General features: G+C 64.1%; 26 protein-coding genes and 1 pseudogene. 10 read left to right on the forward strand and 17 right to left on the reverse strand.

Annotated features, from left to right (window positions below):
* The 7 genes from AC2FM5_RS13185 to AC2FM5_RS13215 form a co-directional block, all read right to left on the reverse strand.
* Positions 1 to 923, reverse strand: a 923-nt coding sequence (locus tag AC2FM5_RS13185) for an alpha/beta fold hydrolase (RefSeq protein ID WP_496736104.1), incomplete at its 3' end; no start/stop codon positions are given.
* Complete coding sequence (locus tag AC2FM5_RS13190; RefSeq protein ID WP_496736106.1) at positions 920 to 2,401, reverse strand: flavin-containing monooxygenase; 1,482 nt, start codon at positions 2,399 to 2,401, stop codon at positions 920 to 922. The genes AC2FM5_RS13185 and AC2FM5_RS13190, both read right to left, overlap by 4 nt.
* Before the next feature lie 73 nt (positions 2,402 to 2,474).
* Entirely contained in the window at positions 2,475 to 3,275 is an 801-nt protein-coding gene (locus AC2FM5_RS13195) for a PaaX family transcriptional regulator C-terminal domain-containing protein (RefSeq protein WP_496736108.1), read from the reverse strand.
* Between the two features lie 51 nt (positions 3,276 to 3,326).
* Positions 3,327 to 5,357: a phenylacetic acid degradation bifunctional protein PaaZ gene (gene paaZ, locus AC2FM5_RS13200; RefSeq protein WP_496736110.1), complete on the reverse strand. Its 2,031-nt coding sequence runs from the start codon at positions 5,355 to 5,357 to the stop codon at positions 3,327 to 3,329.
* A 43-nt stretch (positions 5,358 to 5,400) separates the two neighbouring features.
* On the reverse strand, positions 5,401 to 6,753 hold the full coding sequence (locus AC2FM5_RS13205) for a TRAP transporter large permease (protein WP_149775555.1): 1,353 nt from the start codon (positions 6,751 to 6,753) through the stop codon (positions 5,401 to 5,403).
* Positions 6,750 to 7,256 (reverse strand): TRAP transporter small permease, encoded by a 507-nt coding sequence (locus AC2FM5_RS13210; protein WP_170454181.1) that lies wholly within the window; start codon positions 7,254 to 7,256, stop codon positions 6,750 to 6,752. Before AC2FM5_RS13210 ends, AC2FM5_RS13205 begins: the two co-directional genes overlap by 4 nt.
* Before the next feature lie 56 nt (positions 7,257 to 7,312).
* Positions 7,313 to 8,332: a TRAP transporter substrate-binding protein gene (locus tag AC2FM5_RS13215; RefSeq protein WP_170357008.1), complete on the reverse strand. Its 1,020-nt coding sequence runs from the start codon at positions 8,330 to 8,332 to the stop codon at positions 7,313 to 7,315.
* Positions 8,333 to 8,498: 166 nt separating this feature from the next.
* Here AC2FM5_RS13215 and paaG point away from each other — a divergent pair, with 166 nt between their 5' ends.
* From paaG to AC2FM5_RS13240, 5 genes are all read left to right on the forward strand, one after another.
* On the forward strand, positions 8,499 to 9,284 hold the full coding sequence (paaG, locus tag AC2FM5_RS13220) for a 2-(1,2-epoxy-1,2-dihydrophenyl)acetyl-CoA isomerase PaaG (RefSeq protein ID WP_170357009.1): 786 nt from the start codon (positions 8,499 to 8,501) through the stop codon (positions 9,282 to 9,284).
* A gap of 2 nt (positions 9,285 to 9,286) precedes the next feature.
* Complete coding sequence (gene paaI, locus AC2FM5_RS13225) at positions 9,287 to 9,715, forward strand: hydroxyphenylacetyl-CoA thioesterase PaaI (protein ID WP_170438675.1); 429 nt, start codon at positions 9,287 to 9,289, stop codon at positions 9,713 to 9,715.
* Positions 9,716 to 9,730: 15 nt separating this feature from the next.
* Positions 9,731 to 11,041 carry a phenylacetate--CoA ligase PaaK gene (gene paaK / locus AC2FM5_RS13230; protein ID WP_496736114.1) on the forward strand — a complete coding sequence of 437 codons (1,311 nt, stop codon included), beginning with the start codon at positions 9,731 to 9,733 and terminating at the stop codon, positions 11,039 to 11,041.
* A gap of 3 nt (positions 11,042 to 11,044) precedes the next feature.
* Positions 11,045 to 11,641 (forward strand): TetR/AcrR family transcriptional regulator, encoded by a 597-nt coding sequence (locus AC2FM5_RS13235; protein WP_170527439.1) that lies wholly within the window; start codon positions 11,045 to 11,047, stop codon positions 11,639 to 11,641.
* Between the two features lie 71 nt (positions 11,642 to 11,712).
* On the forward strand, positions 11,713 to 11,928 hold the full coding sequence (locus AC2FM5_RS13240) for a hypothetical protein (protein WP_496736116.1): 216 nt from the start codon (positions 11,713 to 11,715) through the stop codon (positions 11,926 to 11,928).
* Here AC2FM5_RS13240 and AC2FM5_RS13245 read toward each other — a convergent pair whose 3' ends face one another.
* The 10 genes from AC2FM5_RS13245 to AC2FM5_RS13290 form a co-directional block, all read right to left on the reverse strand.
* Complete coding sequence (locus AC2FM5_RS13245) at positions 11,929 to 12,687, reverse strand: Phenylacetic acid catabolic protein (protein ID WP_496736118.1); 759 nt, start codon at positions 12,685 to 12,687, stop codon at positions 11,929 to 11,931.
* Positions 12,688 to 12,700: 13 nt separating this feature from the next.
* A complete protein-coding gene (locus AC2FM5_RS13250; RefSeq protein WP_496736120.1) occupies positions 12,701 to 13,774 on the reverse strand; it encodes a 2Fe-2S iron-sulfur cluster-binding protein in 1,074 nt (357 codons plus the stop codon).
* A gap of 10 nt (positions 13,775 to 13,784) precedes the next feature.
* Positions 13,785 to 14,246: a 1,2-phenylacetyl-CoA epoxidase subunit PaaD gene (gene paaD / locus AC2FM5_RS13255; RefSeq protein WP_170369841.1), complete on the reverse strand. Its 462-nt coding sequence runs from the start codon at positions 14,244 to 14,246 to the stop codon at positions 13,785 to 13,787.
* Positions 14,247 to 14,252: 6 nt separating this feature from the next.
* Positions 14,253 to 15,014: a 1,2-phenylacetyl-CoA epoxidase subunit PaaC gene (paaC, locus tag AC2FM5_RS13260; protein ID WP_170357017.1), complete on the reverse strand. Its 762-nt coding sequence runs from the start codon at positions 15,012 to 15,014 to the stop codon at positions 14,253 to 14,255.
* Positions 15,014 to 15,298 (reverse strand): 1,2-phenylacetyl-CoA epoxidase subunit PaaB, encoded by a 285-nt coding sequence (gene paaB, locus AC2FM5_RS13265; protein WP_005978248.1) that lies wholly within the window; start codon positions 15,296 to 15,298, stop codon positions 15,014 to 15,016. Before paaB ends, paaC begins: the two co-directional genes overlap by 1 nt.
* A gap of 23 nt (positions 15,299 to 15,321) precedes the next feature.
* Entirely contained in the window at positions 15,322 to 16,314 is a 993-nt protein-coding gene (gene paaA, locus AC2FM5_RS13270) for a 1,2-phenylacetyl-CoA epoxidase subunit PaaA (RefSeq protein WP_496736123.1), read from the reverse strand.
* Positions 16,315 to 16,329: 15 nt separating this feature from the next.
* A complete protein-coding gene (pcaF, locus tag AC2FM5_RS13275; RefSeq protein ID WP_170357018.1) occupies positions 16,330 to 17,532 on the reverse strand; it encodes a 3-oxoadipyl-CoA thiolase in 1,203 nt (400 codons plus the stop codon).
* Between the two features lie 191 nt (positions 17,533 to 17,723).
* Positions 17,724 to 18,116, reverse strand: coding sequence for a carboxymuconolactone decarboxylase family protein (locus AC2FM5_RS13280; protein WP_170357019.1), 393 nt, complete (start codon positions 18,114 to 18,116; stop codon positions 17,724 to 17,726).
* On the reverse strand, positions 18,100 to 19,224 hold the full coding sequence (locus AC2FM5_RS13285) for an aromatic ring-hydroxylating oxygenase subunit alpha (RefSeq protein WP_496736125.1): 1,125 nt from the start codon (positions 19,222 to 19,224) through the stop codon (positions 18,100 to 18,102). Before AC2FM5_RS13285 ends, AC2FM5_RS13280 begins: the two co-directional genes overlap by 17 nt.
* Complete coding sequence (locus tag AC2FM5_RS13290; RefSeq protein WP_005978233.1) at positions 19,221 to 20,108, reverse strand: MurR/RpiR family transcriptional regulator; 888 nt, start codon at positions 20,106 to 20,108, stop codon at positions 19,221 to 19,223. The genes AC2FM5_RS13285 and AC2FM5_RS13290 overlap by 4 nt, the downstream gene beginning before the upstream one ends.
* A gap of 68 nt (positions 20,109 to 20,176) precedes the next feature.
* Here AC2FM5_RS13290 and AC2FM5_RS13295 point away from each other — a divergent pair, with 68 nt between their 5' ends.
* The 5 genes and pseudogenes from AC2FM5_RS13295 to AC2FM5_RS13315 form a co-directional block, all read left to right on the forward strand.
* Positions 20,177 to 22,630: an FAD-dependent oxidoreductase gene (locus AC2FM5_RS13295; protein ID WP_496736128.1), complete on the forward strand. Its 2,454-nt coding sequence runs from the start codon at positions 20,177 to 20,179 to the stop codon at positions 22,628 to 22,630.
* Positions 22,627 to 23,706 (forward strand): alcohol dehydrogenase family protein, encoded by a 1,080-nt coding sequence (locus AC2FM5_RS13300; protein ID WP_496736130.1) that lies wholly within the window; start codon positions 22,627 to 22,629, stop codon positions 23,704 to 23,706. Before AC2FM5_RS13295 ends, AC2FM5_RS13300 begins: the two co-directional genes overlap by 4 nt.
* Positions 23,703 to 24,281, forward strand: a complete 579-nt coding sequence (locus tag AC2FM5_RS13305) for a dimethylsulfonioproprionate lyase family protein (protein ID WP_496736132.1) — start codon at positions 23,703 to 23,705, stop codon at positions 24,279 to 24,281. Before AC2FM5_RS13300 ends, AC2FM5_RS13305 begins: the two co-directional genes overlap by 4 nt.
* The gene (locus AC2FM5_RS13310; protein WP_496736134.1) at positions 24,278 to 25,384 is read left to right on the forward strand and encodes a mandelate racemase/muconate lactonizing enzyme family protein; all 1,107 of its coding nucleotides are present in this window, start codon (positions 24,278 to 24,280) and stop codon (positions 25,382 to 25,384) included. The genes AC2FM5_RS13305 and AC2FM5_RS13310 overlap by 4 nt, the downstream gene beginning before the upstream one ends.
* A pseudogene (locus AC2FM5_RS13315) lies at positions 25,381 to 25,593 on the forward strand (mandelate racemase/muconate lactonizing enzyme family protein); the annotation flags it as partial. The gene AC2FM5_RS13310 and the pseudogene AC2FM5_RS13315, both read left to right, overlap by 4 nt.

Below are 25,593 nucleotides of genomic sequence, written 5' to 3' on the forward strand. Positions count from 1 at the left end.
CGGCGGACGAACTCAGCGCAGGCCTCGGGCGCGGTCAGAGGGATCATGTGGCCGCGGTTCTCGAGCTGTTCAAAGCTCAGCCCGTATTCCACCATCGGTGCGCCTTGCTGGCTGGGTGACAGGATCGGATCTTCGGCCCCGTACAGGATGCCGCCCCCTACCTTCAGTTCGTGGTAACGTTGGGATTGGGCATCGATGCTGGCGTCCACGCCCGCCAGATCCTGCGATCCGGTGATATAGGCTGACGGGCGCAGCCCCAAGGCGCCACCGGCGCGGTTCAGGAAATCACTCGGGGCTGGTTCAGGGGCGAACGCCTCGCCGATCACATGCGGCGCCGTGGTTTTCGCCAGGGGAACAGCGATCGTGTTGGCGATCAGGCTGCGCAGCCATTCGGTCCGGATCTCCAACGCCTTGAAGATGGCGGGTGTGCTGGGTACCCGATGTGTGAGCGGGGCCAGCAGGGCCAGCGCCCGAACCCGCTCAGGATTGTCCAGCGCCATGGCGAGCGACACCGCGCCCCCGAGCGAGTGTCCGACCAGAATGGCCCGCGATACGCCCTTGGCTTCGAGGAATTCGTGGACCATCCGCGCCTGTTCCGGCAGGGTGGCCAGCCGCGCGTGGTCGCGGGTCGAATACCCGCACCCGGGCCGGTCAACCGCGATGACGTGAAAGTCGTCGGCCAGAAGGTCGGTCATGGCATAGGTGAAGTGCTGCAACTGGCCGGTCAGCCCGTGGATCAGAACCACCGTCAGCTTCTCTGGATCGCCCTGTTCGACATAATGGATCGAACCGCCGTTCACCCGCAGGATCTGCCCGGGCTGAGGCACGGATTGGGCTCCCATCCGCGTCAGGCGCCGGGTCCACAGATGCATCAGGATCAACGCGGCGCCGATGATCAGCGCAATGGTCAGCAGGGTGGTCATGTCGGCGGTCCTTTGGTCTGGGCGGGATCAACGGGATGGTAATGCTCGAGCCCGGCCTTCGCCAGACGTTTGCGGAATTCCGAAACTGTGCCGGGCCACAGCGTCGTATTGCGCCCCTGTGCGTCCTGATACCACGAAGTGCACCCGCCAGCCTGCCAGACACTGTCAGTATGACGCTCCTGCATTTCACGGGTGAAGTCGGCCTGCCGGTCAGCATTTGGAGCAATCGCGGGCAGACCCGCGCGCCGCATCTCCTCCAGCACCCGGCCGATATGGGCAACTTGCGCTTCGATCATCAGAACGACCGAGTTGTGGCCCAGCCCGGTATGCGGCCCCAGCAGGATGAAAAAGTTGGGAAACCCGGCAATGGCGGTGCCCAGATTGGCCTGCATGCCCTCGGCCCAGGCGTCTTGCAGGCTCAGTCCGTCCGCGCCGCGGATGTCCAGCCTTTGGACCGCGTCCGTCACGTGGAATCCGGTGCCCCAGATCAGAATGTCGGCCGCCGTCCGACTGCCGTCCGTCGCGACGATCTCGGACCCTTCGATCCGCTCGACCCCATGCGGGATCACGCTGACATTGTCGCGGGCGAGCGCCGGGTACCAGTCGTTCGAGCTGAGGACGCGCTTGCATCCGATCCGGTAGTTCGGTGTCAGAATGCGGCGCATTTCGGGGTCGGATATGGCCTCCTCCAGCCCTTTGCGCCACATCTTCATGGCAAAGGCGACCGCGCGTTTTTCGCCGCGAAACACGCGGTGGCGGAATTCGAACAGCCAGTAGATGAACTGCCTGCGGATGCGCGGCAGCAGCGGAATGCGGCGATAGAGGTGCCGGACCCAGGGCGCAATCGGCCCGTCGGGACGCGGCAGAACGTAAGGCGCGCTGCGTTGGAAGATGGTGACATGGGCGGCGGTTTTGGCGATTTCCGGCACGAACTGAACGGCGGAAGCGCCGGTGCCGACAACTGCTATGCGTTTACCCTGCAGCGGCACCGTGTGGTCCCATTTGGCCGAGTGGAATGCCGGACCCTGAAAGCCCGCTGCTCCCGGGATCTCGGGAATGCTTGGGATGTGCAGGGCGCCGATGGCCGACACCAGGAACCGTGCCGTCCATTGCGCGCCTCCGGTCGTCTCGACCTGCCAATGCGTGCCGTCCCACTGGGCCGACTTCAGTTCGGTGTGGAAATGGCACAGATCGTACAGCCCTTCGTCACGCGCAACGCGGCGCATGTAGTCCCAGATTTCGGCCCCGCCTGCATAGGCGCGGGTCCAGTCCGGGTTCGGATGGGTGGCCATCGAATACAGGTGCGAGGGCACATCGCAGGCCACGCCGGGATAAGTGTTCTCTCGCCATGTGCCGCCGATGTCGTCGGCCTTTTCAAGGATCGCGATGTTGTGGATGCCGCGTTTGCGGGCCTCGATCGCCATGATCAGTCCCGAGAACCCGGCCCCTACGATCAGCATGTCAGTGTCGTGGGTCATGCCTGCACCTCCTTCCCAAAGGTACAAGGTCAGGATAGGGTCAAACGGCGTTTCAGGAAAACCTGCCGGTGGGTCAGTCTTGGTTCAGATCGTCGGGCAGGGGGCGCGGCAGTTGATCCAGCAGGCGGAACACCTGCGCACGACAGGCCGGTCCAGTCCAGTCCGGCGGGCAGAATCCGTCGGGCAGGTCGGGCAGGCGCAAAACGACGCGCCGCCACCGGTGCACGATCAACGTGCGCAGGGTGGCGATCTGACAGGGCGTGGGCTCCCAACTGGCCGGGCGGCCTTGGGACACGTGGCGCACGGCCTCGTGCAGGGACCGGCATGCCGTGCGCAATTCGGGCGGAAACAGCTTTTCATGCACCCAGCGCGGGACCGAGCGGGCGGTGACCTCAAGGATCAGCAGTTCGTCCTGGTCCACGGGCGGTGCCCCCGATCCCAACGCGGCGTTGCGGCCGATCGGCGTGTAATCGTGGCTGAGCAGGATGTCTTCCAGCAGCCGGGTGCCGGTGCCATCTTCGGCGATCAGCAGGTGCAGCGGTGTATCCGGCGCAGGGTCACGCGCATAGATGCGCGGGGTGACCCGGGCCGATTGCGTGCGGCCATATTCGGTCAGGAAGTGCATCGAAACGCGCCCGACCCGGTCGCTTTCGATCCAGCCATCCTTGCGCAGACGGTGCAGGGCCACGCGGATCGCCTCGGGCTTGATGCCCATCGGCTCGATGATGCGGCCTAGCGCCCCGCCCGATATCTTGGCGCCGCGCTCCTGCGCCATGTCGCCGAACAGCGACACGATGATCGACCAGACCCGCTGATTCTGCGGGTCGGCCAGTTCGGCCACGGCCTGGGTGAACCACGGATGCGCGTTGGTCATGCGCCCAGTCTATCCGGCCCGACGGTGCAAGAAAAACACTTTGCCGTGCGCTCAGTAGGCGTTCATGGTCAGCAGTTCGTATTCGGCGACCTTCTCGTCATCCTGATTGGTCAGGGTCACGTGCCAGCGCACCTCGCCATAGTCGTCGGTGCGGCGGGTCTTTTGCTTGACCGTCAGTCGGACCTTGATGCTGTCGCCGGCCACGACCGGCTTCATGAAGCGCAGGCCGTCCAGTCCGGTATTGGCCAGCACCGGCCCTTCGTTCGGCTCGACGAACAGGCCGGCGGCAAAACTCAGCAGCAGATAGCCATGCGCCACCCGGCCCGGAAAGAACGGGTTTCTGGCCGCCGCGTCCTCGTCCATGTGGGCATAGAATGTGTCGCCGGTGAAATGGGCGAAGTGTTCGATGTCGTCCAGCGTGATGGTTCGGGGCGCCGTGTGCAGCGTCTCGCCGATCTGCAGGTCCGTGAACTTGCGGGTGAAGGGATGCGCGGGGCCTTGGATCTCGGGCGCGCCGGGAATCCATTTCCGGCCGATCGTCGCCAGCATCCGGGGCGAGCCCTGTAGGGCCGTGCGCTGCATGTAGTGTTTCACGCCGCGCACGCCGCCCATCTCTTCACCGCCGCCGGCGCGGCCGGGGCCGCCATGGACCATGTGCGGCAGGGGCGAGCCATGGCCGGTGGATTCCTGCATCGAGTCGCGGTCGTTGATGTAGATCCGCCCGTTGAAGGCGGCAGCACCCATCACCAGCTGACGCGCGACCTCGGGGTCATGGGTGATCAGCGAGGTGACCAGCGACCCCTGGCCGCGATTGGCCAGCGCGATGGCGTGGTCCAGATCGCGATAGCCCATGATGGTCGAGACCGGGCCGAACGCCTCGGTGTCATGCACGTGCCGGGCGGCGTCGGGATCGGCGCAGTGAAACAGCATCGGCGGGACGAAGGCGCCCTTTTCGGCATCGGCGCCGACCACCTCGAAGGCATCTGGGTCGCCGAACACGCGTTCGGCCTCTTGCCCGATGAGGCGGGCCTTGGCCAGAACGTCGGCCTTCTGCCCGTTCGAGACAAGCGCGCCCATGCGCGTGCCGTCCAGCCGCGGATCGCCGATCGTGGTCTGCGCCAGCTTGGCCGAGATCGCCGCGATCAGCGGCTGGACCTGCGCCTGCGGAGCGATGATGCGGCGGATGGCGGTGCATTTCTGCCCTGCCTTCGTCGTCATCTCGCGCACGACTTCTTTGACGAACAGGTCAAACTCGGGCGTGCCGGGTGTCGCGTCGGGGCCAAGGATGGAGGCGTTGAGGCTGTCCTGCTCGGCCACGAACCGCACCGAGTTGGTCACGATCACCGGGTTCTGCCGCAGCTTCATCGCGGTGTCGGCCGAGCCGGTAAAGCTGACCACGTCCTGACAGGTCAGGTGATCCAGCATGTCGCCCAGCCCGCCCGAGACCAGCTGCAGTGCGCCGGCGGGCAGGATGGCGCTGTCCAGCATGATCCGCACGGCCAATTCGGTGACATAGCAGCTGTTTGTGGCCGGTTTCACGATCGCCGGAACCCCGGCCAGCAGGGTGGGTGCCAGTTTCTCCAGCATGCCCCAGACCGGGAAATTGAAGGCGTTGATATGCACCGCGACACCCTGCAGCGGGGTGCAGACATGCTGGCCCAGGAAGGTGCCGTTCCGCGACAGTTGCTCGACATCGCCATCCAAATAGACATGGCCGTCGGGCATCTCGCGCCGCCCTTTCGAGGCAAAGACGAACATGGTGCCGATACCGCCATCGATGTCGATCAGGTGATCCTTCTGCGTGGCGCCGGTTTCAAAACTCAGGTCATAGAGCGCCTGTTTGCGTTCCGACAGCGCCTGCGCCAGCGCCTTGAGCATCTTGGCGCGTTCATGGAAAGTCAGCCGGCGCAGGGCAGGCCCGCCCACGTCGCGGGCATGGGCCAGCATCGCCTGCACGTCCAGCGTGTCATTGCCGGCGGTGGCGAAGGGCGCGCCGGTGATGGCCGAGGCGATGGTGCGGGCTCCGGCGCCGGGCGCAACCCACTGGCCCGCGGCGAAACTGGAAATCTGTTTCAGAGACATGAAATGCTCCTGTATTGGGGCCGCAATGCGCGGCGAAATGTGCTCAGTGACCCAGCGCGCCCATCTGTTGCGGCAGGTACAGGACCACGATCGGAACCAGAACGATCAGCGCCAGGCGGAAGATGTCGGCCACCCAGAACGGGGTCACGCCGCGAAAGATCGTGCCGGTCGAGACATCGCCCACCACGCCTTTCAGGATGAACACGTTCAGGCCCACCGGCGGGGTGATCAGCGAAATCTCGGTCACCACCACCACGACGATGCCGAACCAGATCGGGTCATAGCCCAGCGAGGTCACCAGCGGGAAAAAGATCGGAACCGTCAGCAGCAGCATCGACAGGGATTCGAACACGCAGCCCAGGATGATGTAGATGCCGAGGATCATCAGGATCACGACGAAGGGTGCCACGTCATAGGCGGTGACCATGGCGATCAGCGCCTCGGGCAGGCCGGCCAGGTTGATGAAATTCGAAAAGATCTGCGCGCCGATCAGCACCGCGAACAGCGCGGCGGCGGTAAAGCAGGTTTCCTTCAGCACCTCGAAGGTCGATCCCACGGTCAGCCCGCCGCGGAACAGCGCGATCAGAAAAGCGCCGGCGGCGCCCATGCCTGCGGCCTCGGTCGGCGAAAAGGTCAGGTTCAGGGGTTCGAAATCGAACACGCCATACAGCCCGCCGATCACCAGGAAGAACAGCAGCAGCACAGCCCAAACGGACCCCAGCGCGCTGATACGCTCGCCCCAGCTGGCGCGTTCACCGGCTGGGCCGGCCTGAGGGTTGCGCCAGACGGTCCAGCGCACGGCGAACAGGTAGAACAGGATGCCCAGAATGCCGGGGATGATGCCGGCCATGAACAGCTTGCCGATAGAGGTTTCGGTCAGCAGCCCGTAGATGACCAGGATGACCGAGGGCGGGATCAGGATGCCCAGCGTGCCGCCGGCCGCGATCGAGGCGGTCGATAGTTCGTCGGAATACCCATAACGGCGCATTTGCGGCATCGCGACTTTAGACATGGTCGCGGCGGTGGCCAGCGACGATCCGCAGATCGCCGAGAACCCGCCGCAGGCCGCGACTGTCGCCATGGCGATGCCGCCGCGCATATGGCCCAGAAAGGCATTGGAAACCGCATAAAGCTCGCGCGCCATGCCGCCCTTGTTGACGAACAGGCCCATCAGGATGAACAGCGGCACGACCGACAGGCCGTAATCCTGCGCGGTATCGGTGATCTGGCGGCCAACCATCGACATCGCGGCCTTCAGCCCGCGCTCGTCAAAGATCGAGCCGCCGCGTTCATAGGCAAAGCCCAACGTGCCGACCAGCCCCATGGCAAAGACGATGGGCAGGCGCATCAGCACCAGGATCAGGACAAGGGCAAATCCGATGAGGGCAGCGGTCATTGAGTGGATTCCGTCAGGGTCTTGGGGGCAAACAGGTGCAGCAGTCCGGTGATGATCATCACCACGGCGGTGATCGCCACCGACGCAGTGATGAACCAGCCGACGAGGTATGTCGGGATGCTGAGGTATTCGGTGACATCACCATAGTCGCGGGCGCGTTCGGCCAGAATCCACACCCGCTGGACCGGCCAATATAGCATGGCGCCGCTGAGGATATAGATCACCGCGTCACGCAGGCGGCTGAGGCGCAGGCGGTGAAAGATACCGTCGGTCAGGTCCACGGCGATATGCCCGTTGGTGACCGAGATGATGGGCAGCACCGAGAACACCAGAATCGCCATCAGGATGCGCGTCAGTTCAGTGGCGGCCTCGATCGGCGCGTTGAAGACCGACCGCAGGATCACGTCGCAGAAGGTCATCACCATCAGGATGAACAGGGCCGTGCAGGCGACGATCACCGGCAGGACGCTGGCGCGCCGTATAAGCTGGATGAGAGGGGTCATCGGGTGGCTCCGGAAGGGGCTGGGCGGGGGCGGCCAGTGCCGCCCCGCATCAGGGATCAGTTCGAGGACATTTCCGACTTGATCATGTCATAGGCGGCTTGCGCATCGACGCCGGCTTCGTTGACTTCGGCAATAACCTTGGCGCGCACGTCCTCGGCGATCGTCGAGAACTTCTCCATGTCCTCGGCAGCGGCTTCGTGGATCGCATTGCCCTCGGTGCTTTGGGTCGCTTCACGGCCGATGGCGTCGATCTCGTCCCAGATCTTGCCGATTTCGCGGCTCAGCGGTTCGCCGAACACGTTTTCTTCCAGCGCTTTCTGGATGTCCTCGGGCAGGTCGGCGAAGGTGTCCTCGTTCATGATGAAGGCAAACGACCCGCGATACAGGCCGCCCGGCATCTCATAGACGTTCGGGGCCACTTCGGTCAGCTTGAAGCCCTTGCGGGATTCGAACGGCATGACCACACCGTCGGCGGCCTTCGAGGCCAACGTCTCATAGACCTTGGGGGCCGGAACCTGGATGCCGGTCGCGCCCAGTGCGGTGCCCACATCGCCACCGACGCCACCGGGGATCCGCACTTTGAGGCCCGAGATCTGGTCCATCGAGGTCACCGGGCTGCTTGTGTGCAGCTGGGCGGGGCCGTGGGTGTGCAGGGCAATGACCTTGACGCCGCGGTGTTCGTCGGCGGCCTTCAGGTATTTGTCGTAAGCGCGCCAATAGGCGACCGAGGCGGCCTCGGCCGAGCCTTCATAGCCCGGCAGTTCGATCAGCTTGGTCGTCACGAAGCGGCCCGGCTGATAGCCGTGGAAGATGATCGACGCATCCGCCGCGCCATCCATGATCAGGTCCATCTGGGCCGGGGGCGGGGCGATGCCCAGCTTCAACTCGGCAGTCACCTTGCCGTCGGTGGCCTCTTCGACCATCTCGACAAATTTGGGCCACATCTTGGCGTTGATCCCGTGGGTGGGCGGCGCCCAGCTGGAAATCGTCAGGGTGTAATCCGCCGCAAATGCCACGCTGCCAGACACTGCCAAGGCAGCCGTCGCCAACAGCGTTTTGATCCCGTTGAGTTTCATGACTGGTTTCCTCCTCCAAAACATGAGTCACAAATGCGTTAATGGTCCTTTTTGTAACCATCAACTGGCCGAAAGCCCGGATTCGGCGCTTCGTCGGAGAAATTTATTGACCAACCGTTCGGTTAATGCAAGAAGAATATCGAAACGAATGCAAAGCGAGCGGCCCATGAGCGATACGATTCTTGCGCAGCGGCGTGGAAATTATGTGGAAATCACTCTCAACCGCCCTGATCGCCTGAACAGTTTCACCGAGGAAATGCACCACGCTCTGCGGCGCGCCATCGAAGGCGCGCGCGATGAAGGCGCGCGGGCGATCCTGCTGACCGGGGCCGGGCGCGGGTTCTGCGCGGGGCAGGATCTGGCCGATCGCGACCCGTCGAAAATGGACGGCCCGCCGGATCTGGGCCACACGGTGCGCACCTTCTATGCGCCTCTGGTGCGGTTGATCCGGTCGCTGAACTTTCCGGTGATCTGCGCGGTCAATGGCGTGGCCGCGGGCGCGGGTGCCAATCTTGCGCTGGCCTGCGATATCGTGCTGGCCGCCGAGTCCGCGAAATTTATCCAGTCCTTCGCCAAGGTCGGGCTGATCCCCGATACCGGCGGCAGCTGGCACCTGCCGCATCTGCTGGGCGAGGCGCGCGCCAAGGGGCTGGCGCTGACCGGCGAGCCCTTGGCGGCGAAAATGGCCGCGGACTGGGGCCTGATCTGGAAAGCCCTGCCCGATGCCGATCTGATGACCGAGGCGCGCGTGCTGGCCGAACGCCTGTCGAACGGCCCCACGCTGGGCCTGGGTCTGACCAAGCAGACCATCCAGGCCGCCGCGACCAACAGCCTGACCGATCATCTGGAGATCGAGGCCGACGCCATGAAGACCTGCGGTGAATCCGTCGACTATGCCGAAGGCGTCGCGGCCTTTCTGGAAAAGCGCAGCCCGGAGTTTCGGGGCAAATGAGCATGACGCCGAAAGAACGCGCCGAAAAGGCCGCCGCCGCGATGTGGGCGCAGGACCATGCCTCGAAATGGGCGGGGATGGAACTGGTCGAGGTCGACGAGGGCACCGCGACGCTGGCGCTGACCGTGCAGCAGCACCATTGCAACGGGCACGGGATCTGCCATGGCGGCGTGACCTTCATGCTGGCCGACAGCGCCTTTGCCTTTGCCTGCAACAGCCGCAACCAGTCGACCGTGGCCCAGCACAACGTGATCAGCTATGTCGCGCCGGGCCGGCTGGGCGACCGGCTGACCGCCCGCGCGACCGAACAGAGCCTGACCGGCCGCAGCGGCATCTATGACGTGACAGTGACCAACCAGGACGGTCAAAAGATCGCCGAGTTCCGGGGCTTTTCCCGCGCGATCAATGGCACCCTGTTTCCAGAAACTTGAGGTGAGGAGGACATCATGAAGGATCTGACCCCGAACAAAGCGGATCTTGACCCGATCGAGATCGCGTCGATCGATGAAATCCGCAGCTTGCAGTTGGACCGCCTGAAATGGTCGCTGCGTCACGCCTATGACAACGTGCCGATGTACAAGCAGCGGTTCGACGAGGCCGGGGTATATCCCGACGATCTGAAAACCCTGGCCGATCTGGCCAAGTTTCCCTTCACCTACAAGAACGACCTGCGCGACAACTACCCGTTCGGTCTGTTTGCCGTGCCGCGGGAGCAGATCATCCGCCTGCATGCCTCGTCCGGCACCACGGGCAAACCGACCGTGGTGGGGTACACCAAGGCCGATATCGACAACTGGGCCGATCTGGTGGCCCGCAGCCTGCGCGCCAGCGGTCTGCGCAAAGGCGACATGATCCACAACGCCTATGGTTACGGCCTGTTCACCGGCGGTCTGGGCGCGCATTACGGAATCGAGCGTCTCGGTGCCACGGTCGTTCCCATGTCCGGCGGTCAGACCGAGAAGCAGGTGGCCCTGATCACCGATTTCAAACCCGACGGCATCATGGTCACGCCGTCCTACATGCTCAACATCCTCGAACAGTATCACAAGGTCGGGATGGACCCGCGCGAAAGCTCTCTGTTGGTGGGCGTGTTCGGGGCCGAGCCCTGGACGGATGCGATGCGCAAAGAGGTCGAGCAGGCCTTTGACATGCATGCCGTCGACATCTACGGCCTGTCCGAGATCATGGGGCCGGGCGTCGCCAACGAATGCGTGGAAACCAAGGACGGCCCGGCCATCTGGGAGGATCACTTCTACCCCGAGATCATCGACCCGCAGACCGGCGAGGTTCTGCCCGACGGCGAAATGGGCGAGCTGGTCTTTACCACGCTGACCAAGGAAGGCCTTCCGATGATCCGCTACCGCACCCGCGACCTGACGCGGCTGCTGCCGGGCACCGCGCGCTCGATGCGGCGGATGGAGAAGATCACCGGCCGCAGCGACGACATGATCATCCTGCGCGGGGTCAACGTCTTCCCCAGCCAGATCGAGGAGCAGGTCATGGCCACCGGCGGCATCGCCGCGCATTACCAGATCGAGCTGTACAAATCCGGCCGCATGGACGCGATGCGCGTCTATGTCGAGGCGATGCCCGACGCGGCCGATGAACTCAGCAAGACCGCCGCCGCGCGGATGCTGACCAAGCGGATCAAGGACATCGTTGGCGTTTCCACCGAGATCGTTGTAGGGGACCCCGGCGATGTCGAGCGCAGCCAGGGCAAGGCCAAGCGCGTCGTCGACAACCGAGACAAGGAGTGAGGTTTGGCCCGTACGATTGCAAAAGATCACGACCAGAAACGCGCCCAGATCCTGAAATCGGCGGCGCGGGTCTTTGCCCGCGAAGGCTTCGACCGCGCCTCGATGACCCAGCTTGCGCGCGAATGCGGGATCTCGAAGGCCAACATCTATCACTATTATGACAGCAAAGACGCGATCCTGTTCGACATTCTCGAGACCTATCTGCGGGAACTGCGCGACCTGATCTGCGGGCTCGAGATGGAAGGCCTCAGCCCGCCCGAAAAGCTGCACCGCGTGGTGGCCGAGATCCTGCTGGCCTATCAGGGTGTGGATGACGAACACCGGGTCCAGACCAGCGGCATGTCGGCTCTGCCCGAGGATCAGCAGCGCCTGTTGCGCGGGTATCAGCGTGACATGGTGAATTTCCTCAGCGGGATCCTGTCCGAGGTCGCACCCGACGTGTTCCAGGGCGACGGGGCCAAGCTGCGGTCGGCCACGATGTCGGTCTTCGGCATGCTGAACTGGTACTACATGTGGAATTCCGGCGCCGATGCGCAGGCGCGCCGGGACTATGCCGCGCTGGTCAGCAACCTGACCCTGTCGGGCGTCAAGGCGTTGTAGCACCGGCCCTGCCGGCAATGTGATTTGGCTTTTGCGGGTGTCCCGGCGTTTACTTGCAGTCGGAGGGCGCCATGCAAAAACCGGAACGGTTCGACAAATTCTATTTCGCCAAGGTCGGGATGGGCGAGGCCTGCGGCTGCGCCGAGCGCATCATCGACGTCTATGAATTCAACCGCAAAGCAGGTACGCGTGACGCGGGCACGGGCAAGGTGGCCCGGCCACGGCGTCGCGGCCTGCGATCGCTTGCCCTGAAATACGGCTTGATCAGCCGCCCCAGCGGGCGGTGATCATGGGGTGCGCAGGCCCAGCCGCGTGACGACTTCGGCTGCCTCGGCCAGCCAGCGGTTTTTCAGTTCGCCCCCCGAGGCCCGGCGCAGGCCCATCTGGCGCAGCTTTTCCATCCGCTCGGGGTTGCCCGCTCCGAAACCTGCGGCCACCCGGGGCCACCAGTAATCGACCGATTCCTGCATCGCCGGCGCCGCGCCCTGTTCCAACAGCTTGACCGCGCCTTCCAGGGCCAATTCACCGTGATGCGCCTCGATCGGGGCGATAGCGCGGAACGCCTCGGCCAGCGGCTGATAGGACACCAGCGCGAACTCGGCCAGTTGCACGCCCACGGCCCGGCTCATCAGCAGGTTCATCACCACCGCATCGGTCCAGCCTTCGATCGGATAGTTGAAGACCGCAAGGCGCATGTCATGTTCGCTGCGCGTGGCCCCGATATCGGCGGAACGGTTCAGCCGTGCGGTCCACGGGTGATGCGTGGCATAGCGGTCTGTATCCGCGCCGAACTCGCCCATGATCTTCAGAACGCGGTCGGCATTGTCGGTCTTTTCCAGAACGATCTTCGCCGCCGCGATACGTTCCTTGATGCCCGGGCCCTGGTTGATGATGTCGGCGAACCCCGCCGCACCGGCCAGTTCGCTGTCGACGAAGGTCGCCATCAGCTTCATCAGCTCGGCCCGGTATCGGGGTGGCACGTTGGTCGGGTTGGTCAGAACGCCGCCTGAGGCCAGGTAGCTTTCGATGCTCATGTCTTCGGCCATGGTCCCTCTCCCTTTACTGGTCGTAATCGACGATGACATTGTCGGTCAGCGGGTAGGCCTGGCAGCTGAGCACATAGCCCTTGTCGACCTCGTAATCCTCGAGCGCGTGGTTGGCCACCATTTCGACCTCGCCTTCGATCACCTTGCAGCGGCAGGTCGAACAGACCCCGGCCTTGCAGGCATAGGGGGCGTCCATCGCGTTTTCCAGCGCCGCATCCAGAATGGTCTGGTCCTTGGGCATGGTGAGGGTCTGGCTGGCGCCGTCCAGCGTGACGCGGGCCTGAGTCTGGTTGGCCTGTGCAGCCGTTGCCACATCGCCATGCTTGCGTTTGGCGCGGCCGGGTTGGGCGCTGGCGAACAGCTCGAACTTGATCTGGCTGTCATTCAGCCCGTGTTCGCGCAACGCCTCGGCAATGCCCAGCATCATCGGCTCGGGGCCGCAGATGAAGGCGGTGTCGGTGTTTTCGACGTCGATCCAGTGCTGGAACAGTTCGGCGCATTTCTCTTTGGTCACCAACCCGGTGAACAGGTCGATCTCCTGCGCGTCGGTTTCCAAGATATGGATCACGTTCAGGCGGCCCATGTACTGGTTCTTCAGGTCTTCCAGCTCTTCGCGGAACATGATCGTGTTCACGCCCTTGTTGGCATAGACCAGCGTGAAACGCGCATTCGGCTCGCGTGCCAGCGTGGTCTTTAGGATCGACAGCACGGGCGTGATGCCCGACCCGCCGGCAAAGCCCAGGTACTGCCGATGCGCGGCCGGGTCCAGCGGTGTGTGGAAGGCCCCCATCGGCGGCATCGCCTGCAGCCTGTCGCCCACTTTCAGCTCGGTGTTGGCCCAGGTTGAAAAGGCGCCGCCCTCGACCCGTTTGATGCCCACCTGCAGAACGCCGTCATCCTTGCCCGCGCAGATCGAGTAGGAGCGGCGCAGCTCTTCCCCGTCAAATTCGCGGCGGAAGGTCAGGTACTGGCCCTGGACAAAGTCGAATTCCTCGGCCGCGCCGTTCACCGGTTTCAGCGTGACCACGACCGCGTCGCGGATGGTCTTGTGGATGTCGGTGACTTCCAGATCGTGAAAACGTGCCATCCGGTCCTCCTCAGATGCACTTGAAATAGTCGAAGGGTTCCAGGCAATCGGTGCAGCGCCAATGCGCCTTGCACGGGGTCGAGCCGAACTGGCTGACCTTTTCCACTGCCGTGCTGCCGCAATGCGGGCAGCGGTCGGGTCCGCCTGCGGGCTGGGGCGGTGCGATGCCATAGTCCTCCAGCTTCGCACGGCCCTTGTCGCTGAGCCAATCGGTCGTCCAGGCCGGAGAGATGCGGGTTTCCAGCTTGATCTTGTCGATGCCGTGGTCGCGCAGGGCGGTTTCGATGTCCATCGCGATGACCGAGGTCGCCGGGCAGCCCGAGTAGGTGGGCGTCACGGCAACCTTCAGCGTGTCGCCTTCCCATGTCACATCGCGCACGATGCCCAGATCGACGACCGAGATCACGGGGATCTCGGGGTCGGGCACGGCGTCGAGCCATTCCCAGACCTGCTCTACGGTGGCGCGGTTCATCGGGCTTTACCAGGTTGCGCCCGGATAGGCCCGCTGCAGCCATTGCATCTGGGTCAGCAGATGGCCCAGATGTTCGGTATGCATGCGCCCGTCGCGGCCGCCCTTGTGGGCAAAGCGGCTGTCGGGAATGGTCAGGGTGGCCTCGGTCAGCACGCGCTGAACCAGCGCGTCGTACTCGTCGCGCAGACCGGCGGGATCGGGGGCGATGCCGGACGCTGCCATTTCCGCATCGACGTCGTCGCTGGCGAACATCTCACCGACATAGGGCCAGAGGTAGTCCAGCGCCTCCTGCATGCGCCTGTGGCTTTCTTCGGTCCCGTCGCCCAGTCCGACCACCGTGTCGCTGGACCGTTCAAGGTGATAGGCGACCTCTTTGCTGGCCTTCTCGGCAATAGCCGCGACCCGGTCGTCGGACGATTTCAGCAACCGGCCCAGCATGATCGAGTGCCAGGCATCAAACAGGAACTGGCGCATCAGGGTGCGGCCGAAATCGCCGTTGGGCACCTCGACCAGCAGCACGTTGCGAAAATCCCAGGCGTCGCGCAGAAAGGCCAGATCGTCGGCGGACTTGCCTTCGCCCTGAACCTCTCCGGCCAGGCCCAGCCACATCTGCGTCTGGCCGATCAGGTCCAGCGCGGTGTTGGCCAGCGCGATGTCCTCCTCCAGCACCGGCGCGTGGCCGCACCATTCGCTGACGCGATGGCCCAGGATCAGCGTGTTGTCCCCCATCCGCAGCAGGAATTGCAGGAATGCCTCGTCGCGGGTCATCACATCGCCCCCACTTCTTCGGGGATGTCGAAAAAGGTCGGATGACGATAGACCTTGCTTTCGCTGGGCTCGTACAACGGGCCCTTGTCGCTGGGCGAACTGGCGGTGATGTTGTTGGCCTCGACCACCCAGATCGAGACGCCCTCGTTGCGGCGGGTATAGACGTCGCGGGCGTTCTTGATCGCCATTTCGGCGTCGGGCGCGTGCAGCGAGCCGACATGGCGATGGCTCATGCCGTGCTGGCCGCGAATGAAGATTTCCCACAGGGGCCATTCGTTTTTCATCAGGTGTCCTCCTATCGGGCAGGTTATTCGGCTGCGACCTTGCGGGCGCGTTTCTTGCGGGCATGTTCCAGCAGACCGTCACGCACCCATTTTCCGTCGTCCCTGGCCTTGTTGCGGGCGGCCAGGCGGTCGGTGTTGCAGGGGCCGTTGCCCTTGATCACGTCAAAGAATTCCGACCAGTCGGGCTGAGTGAAATCGTAATGCCCGCGCTCTTCGTTCCACTTCAGGTCCGGGTCAGGGATGGTCAGGCCGAGATACTCGGCCTGCGGCACAGTCTGATCCACGAATTTCTGGCGCAGCTCGTCATTGGTGTTGATCTTGATCTTCCACGCCATCGACTGGGCCGAATGCACCGAGTCCTTGTCGGACGGGCCGAACATCATCAGCGACGGGTACCAGAACCGGTTCAGCGCGTCCTGCGCCATTTTGCGCTGTTCGGGCGTGCCCTCGGCCATCTTGCGGATCGCGTCATAGCCCTGGCGCTGGTGAAAGCTTTCTTCCTTGCAGATGCGGATCATCGCCCGCGAATACGGCCCGTACGAGGTGCGCTGCAGCGGCACCTGGTTCATGATCGCCGCGCCATCGACCAGCCAGCCCACCGCGCCGATATCGGCCCAGTTCAGCGTGGGATAGTTGAAGATCGAGCTGTATTTCATCCGCCCGTCCAGCAGCATCTCGGTCAGTTCGTCGCGGCTGACACCCAGGGTTTCGGCGGCGCAGTACAGGTACAGACCGTGCCCGGCCTCGTCTTGTACCTTGGCCAGAAGGATCGCCTTGCGTTCCAGCGTGGGCGCGCGGGTGATCCAGTTGCCTTCGGGCAGCTGGCCGACGATCTCGGAATGGGCGTGCTGGCCGATCTGGCGGATCAGCGTTGCGCGATAGTCGTCGGGCATCCAGTCCTTGGGCTCGATCTTGATGTCGGCGTCGATCTTGTCCTGAAAGGCGCGTTCCTGCTCGGTCATTTCCTCGCGGGATTTGACGCCTGTTCCTGCCGTCTTGATCATCTGAGCGTACATGTCGGGTCTCCTCCCTTACACGCGTTCGAGAATTAGCGCGGCGCCCTGGCCTACGCCCACGCACATGGTGCACAAGGCATAGCGCCCGCCGGTGCGGCGCAGCTGATAGGCCGCCGTCATGACCAGCCGTGCGCCGGACATGCCCAGCGGATGGCCGATGGCGATGGCGCCGCCATTGGGATTCACATGGGGGGCGTCATCGGCCACGCCAAGTTCACGCAGGGTGGCCAGACCCTGGGCGGCGAAGGCCTCGTTCAATTCTATCACATCCATCTGCTCGATGCTCAGCCCCGTGCGGGCCAGCACTTTGCGGGTGGCCGGGACCGGGCCGATTCCCATGACCCGAGGCTCGACCCCCGCGACCGCCATGCCCACGACACGGGCCATCGGGGTCAGGCCGTTCTTCTGAGCGGCGGCCTCGTTGGCCAGCAGAATGGCCGCTGCGCCGTCATTGACGCCCGAGGCATTGCCCGCCGTCACCGTCTTGTGCGGCCCGTTGACGCCCTTCAAGCCCGCCAGCTTTTCGGCCGTGGTGCCGGGGCGGGGATGTTCGTCGGTGTCCACCAACAGCGGGTCGCCTTTGCGCTGGGGGATGGTGACGGGAGTGATTTCCTCGGCAAAAACGCCGGCCTGATGCGCCGCCGCCCAGCGGGCTTGGCTGCGCGCGGCAAAGGCATCCTGATCAGCGCGGCTGATGTCATAGTCCTCGGCCACGTTGTCGGCGGTCTGCGGCATTGAATCCGTGCCGTACATCTGCTGCATCTTCGGGTTCACGAAACGCCAGCCGATCGTGGTGTCATAGACAGCGTTGGCGCGGGAAAAGGCGCTGGTGGCCTTGGGCATCACGAAGGGCGCGCGCGACATGCTTTCGACGCCACCGGCGATCGCCATGTCATAATCGCCCGCCTTGATGGCCCGCGCGGCCATGCCGACCGCATCCATGCCGCTGGCGCACAGGCGGTTGATCGTGGTGCCGGGCACCTGAACCGGGAAACCGGCCAGCAGGGCGGCCATGCGCGCCACGTTCCGGTTGCTTTCGCCGGCCTGGTTGGCATCGCCCAGGATCACGTCATCCAGGCTGGCCCAGTCCACCTGCGGGTTCCGCTCTTTCAGCGCAGCCAGCGGGATCGCGGCCAGATCGTCGGTGCGAACCTGGGACAGGGCCCCGCCATAGCGTCCGATCGGGGTGCGCTGTGCGTCGCAGATGAAAGCGTCCATGCGTCGGAACCTCGTGTCTTGCGTCCGGGTCAATAAGTGACCGCTTGGTCGGGTAATACGCCCGGAAGCGATTCGCGGCAAGGAAAATGTAACGCAATCGTGCACCAAATCGAAATTCGGTAACGTATTTGTGCCGACATGAGAAAACCCGCACGGGGGCGGGCGATCTCGATCTTCGGGGCAGGAACCGACTAAAGCTGACCGGCTTCGGTCAGAACCTTGCGCGCCACGCGAAAGCACTCCAGCGCCTGCGGGACGCCGCAATAGATGCCGACGACATGGATGATCGCCCGAATCTCCTCCTTGCTGACGCCGTTGTTCAGGGCTCCGCGACAGTGGATCTCCCACTCGTGCATCTTGCCCAGGGCGCCGATCATCGACAGGTTCATCATCGAGCGGGTCTTGGGGTCGATCACCTCGTCCCCCCAACCGAAGCCCCAGCACCAGGCTGTCATGGCCTCCTGAAATGGGCGGGTGAAATCATCCGCCGCGGCCAGGTTCTTTTCCACGTATTCGTCGCCCAGCGTCGCCTTGCGCTGCGCCAGTCCCTTCAGAAACAGGTCTTCGTCAAAGATGTCGGCCATCGTCCACTCCGCTTGCATCTGTATCCACCGCCTCGCGCATCCATTGCTGCAAGCGGGCGATCGAATGTTCCGACATTACGCCGCAAGCCGGGTCCAACACCAGCGGGCCGGGGCGATAGCCGCGCGATTTCAGGCCGCGATGCACGCTTTCAACCAGCCGGATGTCCTCTTCGACCGTGGTTTCCCGGTCCTGCACCGCCAGTTGGCGGATCACCGCGCTTTCGGATCCGCCCTCGGTGTACCAGCCGCGCCAGACGGTGCAGTGATCGGCATCCTGCGCGCGCCAGTGATAGGTGTTCAGCACATTGCCGGGATAGCACTGGAACGAGAACATCGGCCACAGAAACCACGACTGATAGTCACCCGCATGGGGCACAGACAGGTCGATGGGATAGGTCATCTTGTCGAGGCTCTGACACTCGGTCGTATGGCGCAGAACGTATCCGCCGCCTGCATCGGGTTGAATGTCATAGGTCTCGGGTTTGACCACGCCGGTGGCAAAGGTCGGGTGATTGGTCGGGCAGTGATAGCATTCCGAGTAGTTCTCGATACTAACCTTCCAGTTGCAGTTTTCGGGAATCTCGACCCATTCCAGCGGCTCAAGATCGTCGATCTGCGGGACAAAGGCGCGGATTTCCGCGCGCACGCCGGGGTACCAGTCGTCCATCGGGGCGGCGTCATCGTCGAGGTTGACGAAAATGAAGCCGTTGAACAGCTCGGTCCGCACCGGGGTCAGGCAGATCGCGCTGCGGTCGAAGCCCGGAACCGATTTGATGTTGGGCCCGGCGCGCAGGTGCCCGGTCAGTTCATAGGTCCATGCGTGATAGGGGCAGACGACGACGCGGGTGTTGCCGGCCCCGGTCACCATCTCATGCGCGCGGTGCTGGCAGACATTGTAGAAGGTGCGGATTTCGCCATCGCGCCCGCGGATGCAGAACAGGTTCTGGCCTGCGATTTCAAAGGCGAAGTAGTCGCCCGGCTCGCGCACCTGCGCCACATGGCCGGCAAATTGCCAGGTGCGGGCCAGAAGTCCCTGCTTCTCCTGCTCGAATATTGCCGGGTCGGTGTAATAGCGGGCCTCCAGCGATCGGGTCAGCGGTGCGGTCATTCTGGTTCCTCCGCATAGAGGCCAAGTTGGTGCCTGCGGCGGTGAAACCGCTCCACACGCTCGACGATTTCATCGCTGGACAGGGCGACCACGAAAGACAGAAGCGTCTCAAGCAGCGCGATGGTCGAAACCGATGACGGAAAGAACTGGGGCGTGTCGGCGGCGACGACAAACCCGTGTTGCGCGTTCAGGATGACTGGGCTGGCGGGGCTGTCGGAGATGCCGACCACGGTCATGCCCTGTTCGCGGGCCAGCTTCACCGCCTCGATCACCTCGGTCCGGTAGGGGTGGCAGGTCATCGCGATCAGCACGTCCTGTTCATCGGCCCAGGCCAGATCGTCCACCGGGGTCGAGCCGGGCCGGGGGATGGCGTGGAACTGCTTCATCCCGGTCGAGGCCAGATAGGTAAAGTTGCGCGCGTTCGCGTTGTTGACGCCGACGCCCAGCGTAAACACCTGCCGCGATGTCCAGATCGCCTCGGCCGCGGCCTGCAACCGGGTGGCGTCGATCCCGGCGAAGGTTTCTTCGATGTTTCGGATAGCGGCCCCGACCATGTCGGCATAGAGGCCGCCCAGCTCGCCAGATTTGCCGATCTCCTGCAACCAGCGGGCGCGGTCGGGAAACGACACGGTGCCTCGGCGGATGGCGTCGCGGAACGGCGCGCGAAAATCCTCGTACCCCTCAAACCCCACCTGCCGCGCCATGCGGACGAAGGTGTTGGGTTTCACGTTCGCGGCCTCGGCGATTTCGCGCACGGTCGAAACGCCAACATCCGCGGGGTTCTCCAACACATAGCGGGCGGCCTTCTGCGCCTCGGGCGTCAGGGCGTCCCATTCACGGGTCAGCCGGTCAAGAACGGTGTTTGATACATTTGTGTCATTCATGATTGACGATGGTACAAATGTGGCTTTAGCTTGTCGAGAAGAAATGCGACTCGGTGAGAGGAAAAATCATGTCCGGGAAGGAACTGCCGTCACAGGCCCGCGTGGTGATCGTGGGCGGAGGTGTCATGGGCGTCGGTCTGGCCTACCACCTGGCGCACGAGGGCTGGACGGATGTCGTTCTGCTGGAAAAGGCCGAGCTGACCAGCGGCAGCACCTGGCATGCGGCCGGGCAGATCACCCATTCGACCAGTTCCTTTGGTCTGGGCAAGTGCGTGGACTACAACATCGGGCTCTATTCCGGTGCGCTCGAGGCCGAGACCGGGCAGGCGGTGACATGGCATGGATGCGGCTCGTTCCGGCTGGCCTATACCGAAGACGAGATGGACTGGCTGCGCCACACCCTGTCGGTGGGCCGGTCGCTGGGCTTCAACATCGAACTGGTCGGCCCCGACCGCGTGGTCGAACTGCACCCGTTCTACAACCTCGACGGAGTTCTGGGCGCGCTGCACACGCCGGATGACGGGCATGTGGACCCGACGAACGTGACCATGGCCATGGCGGCGGGCGCGCGCGCGTTGGGCGCGCGGATCATCCGCCGCTGCCGGGCCACCAACATCACCCAGGCGGCCAATGGCGAATGGGTGGTCGAGACCGAACGGGGCACGATCCGCTGCGAACACGTGGTGAATGCGGGCGGCACCTATGCGCGGCAGATGGGCGAATGGTCTGGCCTACAACTGCCGATGACCTCGATGACCCACCACTATTTCGTGACCGAACCGGTGCCACAGTTCCAGGACCTCGATCACGAGTTGCCTGTGATCCGCGATGACCGCAAGGTCTCGGGCTATATCCGCATGGAGCAGAAGCGCGGGCTGATCGGGATCTACGAAAAGGAGAATTCGAACTCGGTCTGGCATGACCATTGCCCGTGGGATTATGAAAACTGGTTGTTCGACGCCGATTACGACCGGGTCATGCCGTGGCTGGAAGAAAGCCTGAACCGGATGCCGATTTTCGCCGATCTGGGCATCCAGCGCGAGGTTCACGGGGCGATCTCGCACCCGCCCGACGGCAATCCGCTGATCGGCCCGGCGCCGGGGGTGCGAAACTATTGGTGCTGCTGCGGCACTCAGATCGGCATCGGCTGGGGCCCGGGCCTGACGCGCGAACTGGCGCGGTGGATGGTGCATGGGGCGGCCGACATTTCGATGCGCGACTATGATCCGCGCCGGTTCGGGGCCTATGCCACCAAAGACTGGCAGGTCACCAAGGCGCATGAGGATTACAAGCTGCGCCACGAAATTCCGTTTCCGCATTTCAACCGTCTTGCCGGGCGGCCGATCAAGCCGTCCCCGCTGTATGACCGGCTGAAAGCCAAGGGGGCTGTGTTCGAAGAGGTCTATGGCCACGAGCGCCCCCGCTGGTTCGCAAAGGACGGCGTTGAACAGCGCGACCATTATTCCTTCCGCCGCAATGTGGTGCATGACATGGTTGCCGCCGAATGCAGAGCCGTGCGCGAGGCGGTCGGCATCGTGGATATCTCGGCCTTCACCAAGGTCGAAATCAGCGGCCCGGACGCTCGGGCCCTGCTGGACCGGCTGGTCGCCAACCGCCTGCCGCAAAAGGTGGGCGGCATCGCGCTGACCCACATGCTGAACCGCCGTGGTCGGATCGAGCTGGAGACCACGGTCGTGAAACTGGCCGAGGACCGGTACTACCTCGTCTGTGCCGCCTTCTTCGAGCAGCGCCTGCTGGACCACCTGACCCAGCATCGCGACGAAGAAAACGTCGAAATCATCCTGCGATCCGACGACTGGGCCGCGCTCAGCCTCAATGGCCCCCGGGCGCGCGAGGTTTTGGCCGCCTGCACGGATGCCGACCTGAGCAATGCCGGTTTCAAATGGCTGACTGCGCAGGAAATAGACGTGGCGGGTCACCGACTCTGGGCTTTCCGCATGTCCTATGCCGGTGAATTGGGATGGGAACTGCACATGCCGCGTGACTGCGCCTTGGCCGTCTACGATACGCTCTGGGCCGCAGGCGCACCGCACGGCATCGCCGATTACGGGTCGTTCGCGATGAACGCGCTGCGGATGGAGAAGGCCTTCAAGGGCGCAGGCGAGTTGACCAACGAGGTCACCCTGGCCGAGGCCGACGTGCTGCGCTTTGCCCGCACCGACAAGGAATACCTGGGCAAGGACCGGACCCTGAACCCCGATCTGCGCTGGGTCTGCGCCTATCTGGAGATCGAACCAGATGGCCAGAACGATGGGCATGGCGGCGAGGCGGTCCTGCTGGACGGCAAGGTCGTGGGCTCCACCGCCTCGGTGGCCTACGGGCATACGGTCGGCAAGATCCTTGCCTTTGCCTATGTCAAACCGCAGGCCAATGTACCGGGAACAGAGGTGCAGGTGGTGATCGCGGGCGCGCCGCGTCCCGGGCGGATCTTGGGCGCGCCTGCCTACGACCCGCACAGCGTTCAGCCCCGCACCGATACCGCGATGGAGGCTGCGGTATGATCCCGAAAACCATGAAAGCCATGGTCCTGACCGGGCATGGCGATCTGGACAAATACGAATGGCACGAGGACTGGCCCACCCCCACACCCGGCCCGATGGAGGTGTTGATCAAGGTGGGCGCCTGCGGGCTGAACAACACGGATGTGAACACCCGCACCGGTTGGTATTCCAAGGCGGTGGACGAGGCAACCACCGGCGGCGCCTATTCCGAGGTGGATGACGACGACAGCACTTGGGGCGGTGCGCCCCTGACCTTCCCGCGCATTCAGGGCGCGGACGCGGTCGGCACGGTCGTGGCCGTGGGCGAGGGGGCCGATCCTGCGATCATCGGCCGGCGGGTGATCGTGGCGGGCTGGCTGCGCGACTGGTCCGATCCGATGAACCGCGACAAGGCCGGATATTTCGGCTCGGAATGTGACGGCGGCTTTGCCGAATACACCAAGGCCGACATTCGCGGCGTGGCGGCGATCGACTCCGACCTGAGCGATGCCGAACTAGCGACCTTCAGCTGTTCCTATGTCACGGCCGAGGGCATGTTGGATAGGGCGCAGGTCGGCGAGGGCGACACGGTTCTGATTCCCGGCGCCTCGGGCGGTGTGGGCGGGGCGCTGATCCAGCTGTCCAAGCTGCGCGGCGCTCGTGTGATCGCCATGGCCAGCGCGGCCAAGCACCCGGAGGTTGCCAAACTGGGCCCGGATCGCATTCTCCCGCGCAACCCCAGGAACCTGCGGGCCGAGTTGAAAGGCGAACGGATCACCGTCGTCGCCGACGTCGTGGGCGGAGAGATGTGGCCCAAACTGATCGACATGCTGGAGCGTGGCGGGCGCTATACCTGTTCGGGCGCAATTGCCGGTCCGATCGTGCAATTCGACCTGCGCACCTTCTATCTGCGCGATCTGACCTTCACCGGGTCGACCGTGAACACGCCGCAGAACTTCTTTGATGTCGTGAAATACATAGAAAATGGGCAAATCAAGCCAGCTTTGGCCGCCACTTACCCGTTGACTGAGCTGCGAGAGGCCCAGCAGGCCTTCATCGACAAGCAACATACCGGCAACATCGTGGTGATCCCATGACTCTGGAAAACGTTCTCGAAGCCGCGCGGCACCTGCATCAGACCCTGCCGGCGCTGTCCGAATTCGGCACCTGGCCCACCGACCTGACCGCGACCGGTTTGCAACCGCGGGCGATTCCCGCCACGCCGCTGGTGCAGGCGCTGGATCAACCCGGATCACCCCGGACAACGGGCTTGGTTCAGGCGATCCGGTCGGCGGCGCATCTTGCCCACTGGAAACGAACCTATACCGAGGCAGAGGTCGGTGCCGATTTCCGCAATCGGTACGGGTATTTCGAGCTGTTCGGGCCAACCGGTCATTTCCATTCGACCCAGCTGCGGGGCTATGTCGCCTATTGGGGTGCCGGGCTGGACTATGACTGGCACAGCCATCAGGCCGAGGAGCTTTACCTGACGCTGGCGGGCGGTGCGGTCTTCAAGGTTGACGGGGATCGGGCCTTTGTTGGCGCTGAGGGCACGCGGTTGCATGCCAGTTGGCAAAGCCACGCCATGTCCACGGGGGATCAGCCGATCCTGACATTCGTACTTTGGCGGGGCGAGGGGTTGAATGACCTGCCCAGGATGGACGCCGCATGAAGATCACCCGCATCTCGGTCTTTCAAGTCGATCTGCCGCTTGAACACCCCTATTGGCTGTCCGGCGGACGTCTGAAATTCGAGGTGCTGGATGCCACTTTCGTCAAGATCGAAACCGATGCCGGGCTGACCGGCTGGGGCGAGGGCACGCCATGGGGCCACACCTATGTGCCCGCGCACGGGCCGGGCATCCGGGCGGGGATCGAGACCATGGCGCCCTTCGTACTGGGGCTGGACCCGCGCCGGGTTCTGGAGGTCGAGCGGGCGATGGACCACGCGCTGCCCGGGCACCTTTACGCCAAATCGCCGATCGACATGGCCTGCTGGGACATTGCCGGACAGGCGGCGGGGTTGCCGATTGCCGATCTGATGGGCGGCGGGTCGCGCAGCCCCGCGCCGGTCGCCTCCTCGGTCGGGGCCAAGACCGTCGAGGAAACCCGCGCGGTGATGGATCGCTATCGCGGCCGCGGCTATTGGGTGCATTCGGTCAAAGTGGGCGGCGACGTGGATCGCGACATAGAACGCATCCGCGATGTCGAGGCGCACCGCCCGGCGGGTGAGCGCATCCTCTATGACGTCAATCGCGCCTGGACGCGGCAGCAGGCGCTGCGGGTGATGAAGGCCACCGAGGATCTGGGCGTGATGTTCGAACAACCCGGCGAGACGCTGGACGACATTGCCGCCATCCGGGCCTTGCATTCCGCCCCGGTCAGCGTGGATGAAAGCCTGGTCACCCTGCAGGACGCCACACGCATTGCCCGCGACGGGCTGGCCGAGGTCTTTGGGATCAAGCTCAACCGTGTCGGCGGCCTGACCAAGGCTTCGCGGATGCGGGACATCGCGCTGGCGCATAGCATCGACATGTATGTGATGGCCACCGGCGGCTCGGTTCTGGCCGATACCGAGGCGCTGCATCTGGCCGCCACCATCCCCGACCACAACCGCTTGGGCGTCTGGGCCTGTCAGGACATGCTGACGCTGGACCTCGCGGGCGGGCGCGGCCCGCGCAACCGTCAGGGCCACCTTGAACTGCCCCAGGCCCCCGGCCTCGGCGTAGCCCCGGATGAAGATGCACTGGGGGAACCAAAGGCCGTGTACCAATGACCCGCATCACCCGCATTTCGCTCTGGCATGTGCCGCTGACCAGCCATCAGGCCTATTACATGGCTGACGGCAAGGCCTGCGACACGGTTGAAACGGTGGTTCTGGCGCTGGACACCGATGACGATCTGACCGGCTGGGGCGAGGTCTGCCCGATTCCGCATTACCTGCCCGCCTATGCGCGCGGCGTGGCCCCGGCGGTTCAGGACATG

The organism is Ruegeria sp. BHSA162, from assembly GCF_059613385.1.

Coding starts and splice junctions, on each gene's coding strand:
- AC2FM5_RS13190 (WP_496736106.1), bottom strand. CDS start 2,401: ATGACCCACGACACTGACATGCTGATCGTAGGGGCCGGGTTCTCGGGA.
- AC2FM5_RS13195 (WP_496736108.1), bottom strand. CDS start 3,275: ATGACCAACGCGCATCCGTGGTTCACCCAGGCCGTGGCCGAACTGGCC.
- paaZ (WP_496736110.1), bottom strand. CDS start 5,357: ATGTCTCTGAAACAGATTTCCAGTTTCGCCGCGGGCCAGTGGGTTGCG.
- AC2FM5_RS13205 (WP_149775555.1), bottom strand. CDS start 6,753: ATGACCGCTGCCCTCATCGGATTTGCCCTTGTCCTGATCCTGGTGCTG.
- AC2FM5_RS13210 (WP_170454181.1), bottom strand. CDS start 7,256: ATGACCCCTCTCATCCAGCTTATACGGCGCGCCAGCGTCCTGCCGGTG.
- AC2FM5_RS13215 (WP_170357008.1), bottom strand. CDS start 8,332: ATGAAACTCAACGGGATCAAAACGCTGTTGGCGACGGCTGCCTTGGCA.
- paaG (WP_170357009.1), top strand. CDS start 8,499: ATGAGCGATACGATTCTTGCGCAGCGGCGTGGAAATTATGTGGAAATC.
- paaI (WP_170438675.1), top strand. CDS start 9,287: ATGACGCCGAAAGAACGCGCCGAAAAGGCCGCCGCCGCGATGTGGGCG.
- paaK (WP_496736114.1), top strand. CDS start 9,731: ATGAAGGATCTGACCCCGAACAAAGCGGATCTTGACCCGATCGAGATC.
- AC2FM5_RS13240 (WP_496736116.1), top strand. CDS start 11,713: ATGCAAAAACCGGAACGGTTCGACAAATTCTATTTCGCCAAGGTCGGG.
- AC2FM5_RS13245 (WP_496736118.1), bottom strand. CDS start 12,687: ATGGCCGAAGACATGAGCATCGAAAGCTACCTGGCCTCAGGCGGCGTT.
- AC2FM5_RS13250 (WP_496736120.1), bottom strand. CDS start 13,774: ATGGCACGTTTTCACGATCTGGAAGTCACCGACATCCACAAGACCATC.
- paaD (WP_170369841.1), bottom strand. CDS start 14,246: ATGAACCGCGCCACCGTAGAGCAGGTCTGGGAATGGCTCGACGCCGTG.
- paaC (WP_170357017.1), bottom strand. CDS start 15,014: ATGACCCGCGACGAGGCATTCCTGCAATTCCTGCTGCGGATGGGGGAC.
- paaB (WP_005978248.1), bottom strand. CDS start 15,298: ATGAAAAACGAATGGCCCCTGTGGGAAATCTTCATTCGCGGCCAGCAC.
- paaA (WP_496736123.1), bottom strand. CDS start 16,314: ATGTACGCTCAGATGATCAAGACGGCAGGAACAGGCGTCAAATCCCGC.
- pcaF (WP_170357018.1), bottom strand. CDS start 17,532: ATGGACGCTTTCATCTGCGACGCACAGCGCACCCCGATCGGACGCTAT.
- AC2FM5_RS13280 (WP_170357019.1), bottom strand. CDS start 18,116: ATGGCCGACATCTTTGACGAAGACCTGTTTCTGAAGGGACTGGCGCAG.
- AC2FM5_RS13285 (WP_496736125.1), bottom strand. CDS start 19,224: ATGACCGCACCGCTGACCCGATCGCTGGAGGCCCGCTATTACACCGAC.
- AC2FM5_RS13290 (WP_005978233.1), bottom strand. CDS start 20,108: ATGAATGACACAAATGTATCAAACACCGTTCTTGACCGGCTGACCCGT.
- AC2FM5_RS13295 (WP_496736128.1), top strand. CDS start 20,177: ATGTCCGGGAAGGAACTGCCGTCACAGGCCCGCGTGGTGATCGTGGGC.
- AC2FM5_RS13300 (WP_496736130.1), top strand. CDS start 22,627: ATGATCCCGAAAACCATGAAAGCCATGGTCCTGACCGGGCATGGCGAT.
- AC2FM5_RS13305 (WP_496736132.1), top strand. CDS start 23,703: ATGACTCTGGAAAACGTTCTCGAAGCCGCGCGGCACCTGCATCAGACC.
- AC2FM5_RS13310 (WP_496736134.1), top strand. CDS start 24,278: ATGAAGATCACCCGCATCTCGGTCTTTCAAGTCGATCTGCCGCTTGAA.